The organism is Pseudomonas sp. NPDC087598, assembly GCF_044743525.1.
GTDB lineage: Bacteria > Pseudomonadota > Gammaproteobacteria > Pseudomonadales > Pseudomonadaceae > Aquipseudomonas.
Map to the genome: position 1 here is coordinate 1 of NZ_JBIUWQ010000105.1, position 8475 is coordinate 8475.

The 8475-nt window shown below is 60.5% G+C and carries 6 protein-coding genes; all 6 read right to left on the reverse strand.

The features are described 5' to 3' along the window. Positions 1–517: 517 nt before the first annotated feature. The 6 genes from ACIOWE_RS29180 to ACIOWE_RS29205 all read right to left on the reverse strand — a co-directional run bounded on the left by ACIOWE_RS29180 (position 518) and on the right by ACIOWE_RS29205 (position 8235). The gene (locus ACIOWE_RS29180) at positions 518–1906 is read right to left on the reverse strand and encodes a VOC family protein (RefSeq protein ID WP_401398391.1); all 1389 of its coding nucleotides are present in this window, start codon (positions 1904–1906) and stop codon (positions 518–520) included. An 88-nt stretch (positions 1907–1994) separates the two neighbouring features. Beyond that, positions 1995–3215, reverse strand: a complete 1221-nt coding sequence (glcF, locus tag ACIOWE_RS29185) for a glycolate oxidase subunit GlcF (RefSeq protein WP_401398393.1) — start codon at positions 3213–3215, stop codon at positions 1995–1997. A 2-nt stretch (positions 3216–3217) separates the two neighbouring features. Beyond that, entirely contained in the window at positions 3218–4267 is a 1050-nt protein-coding gene (glcE, locus tag ACIOWE_RS29190; RefSeq protein WP_401398394.1) for a glycolate oxidase subunit GlcE, read from the reverse strand. Then, entirely contained in the window at positions 4267–5766 is a 1500-nt protein-coding gene (gene glcD, locus ACIOWE_RS29195) for a glycolate oxidase subunit GlcD (protein ID WP_401398396.1), read from the reverse strand. Before glcD ends, glcE begins: the two co-directional genes overlap by 1 nt. Before the next feature lie 66 nt (positions 5767–5832). After that, positions 5833–6759 carry an alpha/beta fold hydrolase gene (locus tag ACIOWE_RS29200; RefSeq protein WP_401398398.1) on the reverse strand — a complete coding sequence of 309 codons (927 nt, stop codon included), beginning with the start codon at positions 6757–6759 and terminating at the stop codon, positions 5833–5835. 21 nt (positions 6760–6780) lie between these two features. Beyond that, positions 6781–8235 (reverse strand): flavin-containing monooxygenase, encoded by a 1455-nt coding sequence (locus ACIOWE_RS29205; RefSeq protein WP_401398400.1) that lies wholly within the window; start codon positions 8233–8235, stop codon positions 6781–6783. Positions 8236–8475: the final 240 nt, after the last annotated feature.

Here is an 8475-nt window from a genome sequence, read left to right on the forward strand (position 1 = left end):
TGGGATGCTCTCCTTGCGGATAAATTTAAGGTGCCCGGGAGGCGAAATCGCCCGGTGGGTGCCTGACTGTTATCAAGGAGCGTGCCAGCTTTTGTCAGGTCCCCGGGAGCCGGGGGTGAAACCGCTCTGGGTCGCGGTTTGTGGGATTTTTTACTGGAGATTCAGGGTAAAAGTGCGCAAGAAGTTGCGCAGTACTGCGCAACTTCTTGCGCACTTGGCTACAGGCCACGTAGATCAAGGCTTGCAGGGCATTTTAGTAGTGAAATATTACGACCAACTGCGCAACTTCTTGCGCAGTACGGCTATATGCCATCAGTGAGTGCTATGACGTTTTCTTCAGTGGGCGGACTGGTTGGGAAAAACGGCGCTGAGTGAACACAAAAAACCTGTGGCGAGGGAGCTTGCTCCCGCTGGAGTGCGTAGCGCTCCCTGAGATCTTCGTTACTGCACCATTTTTTGGGGCCGCTGCGCAGCCCAGCGGGAGCAAGCTCCCTCGCCACAAGGGTCAGGTTAGTTCTCAGATTGTTTTCAGACCTAACGCTTCCGCACACTCCTTGAGCGAACGCCGTTGCGTCTCGGCGTACAAGCCCAATTCATCAATGGTCGGGCGCCCCAGCGCCTGTTCGAATGCCTGGCGATTAGAGTGCTCGCCATAATGAGTCTGCGCCGCATCGCCCAGGTTCGACTGAAAAATCCCCGCCGCACTCACCGGCAGGAAATCTTCGTACACCAGCGGTTCAGCTTTCACATGGCCGTTGCGCAACAGATCCTCCAGCGAGGCGTCACCGAGACTACCGGCCGCCACACCTTTTTCCGTAACGAAATAGCGAAAGTAAGCCAGTTCCTGTTCGCGCATGCCCTCGACGCTGTCGGGAAATTCGCCGAAGTGTTGAGTCATCAGTGCGTTGTAGCGTGCGGCGTTGCCTTCGTTGGGGAAATCACCGAGTTCATCGCGGGCAGCATTCAACAAGCGGTCGTACAGCGCACGGCCCTTGGGCGTCAGCGCCGCGCCGCGTTGTTCGATTTCGCCGAAGCGCGCGCTGTGGCTGCCACGGGTTTCATTTTGATCGGTGAACGCGATCGGCTCGTCCAGCGCCTTGAAACTGGTCTGGCGCAACAGGATCGGGCATTGCCGGCGTGGCGGGCCTTCGATCACTGCTTTGGGCGTGATGCCGTGCGCTGGCATCTGCTCCTGTACGGCGTCGATGTCCAGCGTGCGTGGCGTCAGGTGATTGATGTGTGGGCCTTTGAACGCCACCACGTCGGCGATCAGACGGTGTTGGGCGCTGAGTGTCTGGTACTGCGCGGCGGTGACGGTTGCACTGTGATGCCAGCGAAAAGTTTCCAGAGCCTGTAGGACAAACTCTGCCGCTTCGGCCTCATTCAGCCCACCAGCGCTTTCAGCCAGGGCGATCAAGCGCAACGCCGCTGGTGTAAAGATCGAGCGCTTGTTCAGCACTGACTCCGCAAACCCGCGCAGCTCAGGGTCTTTAATCAACTCCAGGCGCAACAACGAAGTAAACACCCGAAACGGACTGACTTGCAGCGCCTCTTCATGCACGGCGCGAAACGCCGTCGAGTGCACCGGCACACCCGCCGGCGTCAGATCGTAATAACCCACCGGTTGCATGCCCATCACCGCGAACAGGCGGGCGAGGGTGGCCAGTTCTGTTGCCGTGCCGACGCGAATGGCGCCATGGCGCTCCATGTCCAGACGTTCGATTTCACCGGTCCGGTCGAGTTGCCGAGCAATCTCTGGTTGCCTGGAAAGCACATCGCGATTGGTTTTTTCGACCAGTTCCATCAGCGCGCCGTACAGCGGCACTTCTTCGCGGTACATGTCGGACATCGCTTTGGAGAAGCGTTGGCGGATCAGGTCGGGGCTGACGAAAGGCTGCACGCTCATGAAAAAAATTCCTGCCACGGTCACGGAATGGATGAGGGAAAAGATCGCAGCCTTCTCACACGCGAGCAAACGAAGAATCCTACGAACTTCATTCTGCCAACGACTGATCCACCAGTTCGATCCAGTGCCTGACAGGGGTACGTCCGGCGCTGGCGAGGTGACTCTGGCAACCGACATTGGCGGTCACAATCAGTTCGGGGCGGCCGCTCTCCAGCGCGTTGAGGCGGTTGTCGCGCAATTGCCGGGCGAGCGCCGGTTGCGTCAGTGAATAAGTGCCCGCCGAGCCGCAGCACAAGTGGCCGTCGGGCACAGCGGTGAGGTTGAAGCCGAGGCGGGTCAACAGCGCTTCCACCGCGCCGCCGAGTTTCAGCGCATGTTGCAGGGTGCAGGGGCAATGTACGGCGATCCGCCGCTCAGTGGCCGCGCAGATTTGCTCTAGCGGTTCTTGCGCGAGGATCTGCACCAGATCCACCGTCAGTTCGCTGATCCGCCGCGCCTTGGCGGCGTAGGCCGGATCACCTTCCAGCAAATGCCCGTAATCCTTGATGAATGCGCCACAACCGCTGGCAGTCTGCACGATGGCTTCGGCGCCGTGTTGCAGGTGTGGCCACCAGGCATCGATGTTCTGCCGGGCACGGTCGAGGCCTTTGGCCTGGGCGTCGAGGTGATAATCCAGCGCGCCGCAACAACCTGCCTCGGCCACCGGTGTGACACTGATCCCGAGTCGATCGAGCACCCGCGCCGTCGCTTCATTGGTATTGGGTGAAAGCCCCGGTTGCACGCAGCCTTCAAGCAGCAACACCCGGCGCGAGTGGCGTGGTACTGGACGCGAACCCGCAGTCGGTAGATGTTGCGGCAGCTTGTTTTCAAACATTCGTGGCAACAGCGGGCGGAACGTGGTGCCGACGCGCAGCAATCCTTTGAACAACCCCGGATTCGGCGCCAATGCGCGCAAGCCCTCACGCAACAAGCGCTGTGCTGCCGGGCGCGGCACCGCGTGATCGACCACCGCCCGGCCAATGTCGAGCAAGTTGTGATAATCGACGCCGGACGGGCAGGTGGTTTCGCAATTGCGGCACGACAGGCAACGGTCCAGATGCAGTTGTGTCTGCGCGGTTGCTGGTGCGCCTTCGAGCACTTGTTTGATCAGGTAGATGCGCCCGCGCGGGCCATCGAGTTCATCGCCGAGCAATTGATATGTCGGGCAGGTCGCGTTGCAAAAGCCGCAATGCACGCAAGTGCGCAGGATCTTTTCCGCCTCGGCGGCGCGGGGCAGCTTTCGGGATTGCTCGCTGAGGGTGGTTTGCATGGCTAGAACTCCGCGTACATCCGGCCGGGGTTGAACAGCCCTTGCGGGTCGAGTTGTGCCTTGAGTTGCCGGTGATAGCGCAGCAGCGTCGCGGGCAAAGGCTGGAACGGTGTGTCGCGGGCGCCGTGGGTGAAGCAAGTGGCGTGGCCGCCGAGTTCCTGGGCGAGGATATGCAGGTGCTGGCTGTCCGATTTCAACCAGCGTTGCGCGCCGGCCCAGTCGATCAGTTGCTCGCCGGGCAGGTCGAGTGGGCCGAGATTGTTCGGCAATGACAACCGCCACAGCGGCAGTCCTTCGTCAAAGAATGGCAGACGTTGCTCGTTCAAATCGCGCCAGAACACTGAGTCCAATGGCTCGCCCCCCAAGCGTTGGTGTGCCGCCGTCACCGAGCCTTCGCCGCCCTCCAGTCGCAGGTACAGACTGTTGCCATCGTGGCACGCCGCGCTGATTGGCAACGGTTGCTGGCCCCATTCGGCGAGATTGGCCAGTGCCCGTGCGCAATCGATATCGAGGCGGATGCTCAGGCACTGGCGGGGTTTGGGCAGGACCTTCAGCGAGACTTCGGTCAGCACACCGAGACAGCCATAACTGCCGGCCATCAGCCGCGAGAGGTCATAACCTGCGACGTTTTTCATCACCTCGCCGCCAAAACGCAAGTGTTGGCCGAGACCGGTGATCACCCGCGTGCCGAGGACGAAATCACGTACCGAGCCCGACCATGGCCGTCGAGGGCCGGACAATCCGGCGGCGATCATGCCGCCGACCGTGGCGCTGTCGCCGAACGACGGCGGCTCGCACGGCAACATCTGCCCGGCGGCATCTAGCGCCGCGAACAACTCGGACAACGGTGTACCGGCGCGCACGCTGACCACCAGTTCGGTCGGGTCATAGCGCACTATGCCGCGATGCACGCGCGTATCAAGCACTTCACCGGCGACCTCACGCCCAAGAAACGCCTTGCTGTTGCCGCCCTGAATCTTCAGCGGCGTGGCATTGGCCCGTGCTTCATTGACTTGGTCGAGCAGGGCGTCGACAGCGTCGAAATCGGCCATCAGAAACGCTCCAGCTCGGGAAACGGCAGTTGCCCGGCGTGAATGTGCATCGCACCGAACTCGGCGCAGCGATGCAGGGTCGGGATGTTCTTGCCGGGGTTGAGCAGGCCTTGCGGATCGAACGCGGCTTTTACGGCGTGGAACAGGCTCAGTTCGTCATTGTTGAATTGCGCGCACATCTGATTGATTTTCTCGCGGCCTACCCCGTGTTCGCCGGTGATGCTGCCGCCAACGTGCACACACAATTCGAGAATCTTGCCGCCGAGGGCTTCGGCGCGGTGCAGCTCACCGGGCTGGTTGGCGTCGAACAGGATCAGCGGGTGCATATTGCCGTCGCCGGCATGAAATACGTTGGCCACGCGCAAGCCGTATTCCTCGCCAAGGCGCGCGATGCCTTGCAGCACGCCGGGCAGTTCGCGACGTGGAATGGTGCCGTCCATGCAGTAATAATCCGGCGACAAGCGGCCGATGGCCGGGAAGGCATTTTTGCGCCCGGCCCAGAAACGCACGCGTTCGGCTTCGTCACGGGCCTGGCGCACTTCGGTAGCGCCGGCCGCGGTCATGACCTCGCGCACCCGTTGGCAGTCGTCGTGGACATCGGCTTCGACGCCGTCGAGTTCGCACAGCAGGATGGCCTCGGCGTCGACCGGGTAGCCGGCGTGGATAAAGTCTTCGGCAGCGCGAATCGCCAGGTTGTCCATCATCTCCAGCCCGCCGGGAATAATCCCAGCGGCAATGATTTCGGCGACGGCACGCCCGGCCTTTTCCACGGAGTCGAAACTGGCCAGCAGTACCTTGGCGACTTGCGGTTTGGGCAGCAGTTTGACGGTGACTTCGGTGATGATCCCCAGCAGACCTTCAGAACCGGTGAACAGTGCGAGCAAGTCGAAGCCCGGAGAATCAAGGGCCTCGGAGCCCAGGGTCAGGCGTTCGCCTGCGATGGTCAGTACTTCGATTTTCAGCAGGTTGTGCACGGTCAGACCGTACTTGAGGCAATGCACGCCACCAGCGTTTTCAGCGACGTTGCCACCGATCGAGCAGGCGATTTGCGAAGAAGGGTCCGGCGCGTAATACAAACCGAACGGCGCGGCCGCCTGGGAGATCGCCAGATTGCGCACACCGGGTTGAACACGGGCGGTGCGGGCGGCGGGGTCGATGTGCAGGATGTTGTTGAAGCGCGCCATGACCAGCAGCAGGCCTTTTTCCAGCGGTAACGCACCGCCGGACAATCCGGTGCCGGCGCCCCGGGCGACTACCGGAATGTTTTGTTGGTGGCAGAGTTTGAGCAGGGTCTGGACCTGTTCGAGTCGATGGGGCAGGGCGACCAGCATCGGCGTGGTGCGGTAGGCGGAGAGACCGTCGCACTCATAGGGTTTGAGCTCTTCTTCGCGCCAGAGAATGTCGAGATCCGGCACGGCGCGCTGCAAGGCCTTGAGCAGATCGGCCTTGTTCACATCCGGCAACGGGCCGTCGAGGCGTTCGTCGTAAAGAATATTCATCTCAACCCCGAAGCCTTTGCAGGAGAAACGCCTTTCTGTGGCGAGGGAGCGCATTTATCCCAGAGTTCATTTCTGGTTTCCGAGGAAGTCCCGGTACAGCCGTGCGGTATTCCCCGGCTGCTCGACCATTGGCATATGCCCGACGCCATCCCACACGTCTACCTGCAAATTGGCGATGCCCTTGCTCCAGATTGGCACACTGCTGACGTCGATCAGCCGATCCTTGCGCCCCCACAGCAGCAGCGCGGGGCATTTGATGTCGGCCAGTTTCGGCTCCATCGGCGGGCTGGCGCGGAAGTCACGGAAGATTTCCTCCAGATCATCGCGTTGTTGTTCATAGCGCTGAGCAATCGCGTCCAGTACCAGCTTCGGCACCCACGGCGGCGAAGCCATGGTCATTGCATAAAACTGGCGGAATTCCTCCCGGGAATTGATCAGAAACGGGTTATGCCCACGGGCCAGGTGGCGCTCCATGTCGCTGGCCTCCGGTGCCGTGACACCGGCCGGGTCGATCAGCGCCACCGAGGCAATGCGCTCCGGATACGTCGCCGCCAGCCACGCCGCGATGTAACCGCCCATGGAGTTGCCGATCACATGCACTTTCTCCACGCCGCAGACATCCAGCAACTGGATCATGCGCTTGGCCTGCAACGGAATGTCATAGCCGCCGCCGGCCTTGAAGCCGGTTTCACCGTGGCCCGCCAAGTCGGGAATGATCACTCGATACTGGCGCACGAAATGCCGGGAAAACCGCAGCCACAGGTTCTTGTCGGCGCTGTAACCGTGCAGCATCAGGATCGCACTAGCCGCCTCGTAAGGCCCACCTTGCCAGGTCGACACCGTCATCTCGGCAATCGGCACTTCGATCTTGTGCAGTTTGTACAACTTGGCCTCGATGGCCATGTTCAGGTCATACAGCCAGTGGCCAACTGCCGGATAACTCAACCAGCTCCAGGCCACGAACACTGCGAGGGCGACAAACAGCAAAAGCATCGACGTCTTCCTTTTACGTAGTCAGGACAGAATGTGGTCGGCTGGTTTCAGCGCTCGGGTCAAGCGGTGATAGCTGAAACTGAAGCCGGGAAACATCGCGATCACATGACCGCTCTTGCTTTGATACCAACTGTGACAACCACCGGACTTCCACACCGTGCGTTCCATTTCCCGGTGGATCATTTCAGTGTAGGTACGTTCTGCCTCGGGGCGCACTTCGATACTGCGCAGGCCTTTGGCTTGCACGGTGCGGATGCAGTCGAGGATGTAGTTCATTTGCGACTCGATGATGAACAGCGCCGACGTGTGGCCAATGCCGGTGTTGGGGCCGGTGACGATAAACAGGTTGGGAAATTCCGGCAGGCTGGTGCCCAGATAGGCACGGGGATATTCGGCCCAGACATCTCTGAGTTGCACGGCGTTTTTTCCGCTGACCGGGTAGGAAATCACTCCGTCGGTGGCGTCGTAACCGGTCGACCAGACGATCAGGTCAACATCGATGTGCTGGCCGTCCTGAGTGTTGATCCCGCTTTCGTCAATCGATGCGATGCCTTGATCGCGGGTGTGCAGCGTGACGTTGGTGCGGGTCAGCGCCGGATAATAAGTGCTGGAGACCAGCACCCGTTTGCAGCCGATGGTGAAGTCGGGAATGAGCTTTTGCTGGAGTGCCGGATCGGGCACCTGGCGTTTGAGAAAACCCAGCGCTTGGTTCTGCACCATGTGAATCGCCGATTTCGAGTATTTGAAGGCGATCACCCGGGTTTCGAACTGCCAGTAGATCAGCCAGCGCAGCAGTTTGTAGGCGGGCTTCAGGCCGAGTAGCCAGCGTTGAAATGGTCCGAAGACGCGATCCCCGCGTGGCAACACCCAGTGCGGTGTTCGCTGAAACACATGCAGTTGCTCCACCTGCGGAGCAATTGCCGGAATCACCTGCGCGGCGCTGGCACCGCTGCCGACGATGGCCACACGTTTACCGCGATAGTCGTAGCTGTGGTCCCAATTGTTGGTATGAAAGGTCTTGCCCTGAAAGCGATCTTGCCCGGGGAAGTGCGGGATCACCGGTTGGCTCAACGGCCCGGTGGCATTGATCAGAAACTGCGCGTAGTACGTGCCTTTGCCGGCAGTGTGCACGGCCCAGCGTTTTTGCGCATCGTCCCACTCGACGCGCTCGACATCGGCTTGCAATTCCACCCGCTCACGCAGGCCGAACTGGTCGATGACGTGTTCGGTGTAGCGGTGTAACTCTGCCTGTCCGGCGAACATCTGCGACCAGCGGTAGGGCGCGAACGACAGCGAATACAGCGGCGACGGCACATCCACCGCCGCACCGGGGTAGGTGTTCTGGCACCAGGTGCCGCCGAAGAAGTCGCGGCGTTCCAGCAAGCGAAAATCGTCGATCCCGGCCTTGAGCAGGTTGACCGCCGCGCACTGGCCGCCAAAACCGCTGCCGATGATCAACACTTGGTAGGTCTGCATGGGCCTCCTTCTTATAGTTGTTTTTCCGTTTTCATCCTTTCATGTATAGCCAAATATTTGCACTGTGTGATCCGAAATCCTTGTTGAGCTGCGGCACGCTGCGATCTTTTGATTCTAAAAAAAGATCAAAAGATCGCAGCGTGCCGCAGCTCCTTGTATCTCGACTATCGCTCCGTCAGGAGCGATAGTTCTCGACTGATCATCGAGGGAGGGACTTGGAAGCCGTGCAGCTCCTTAGGC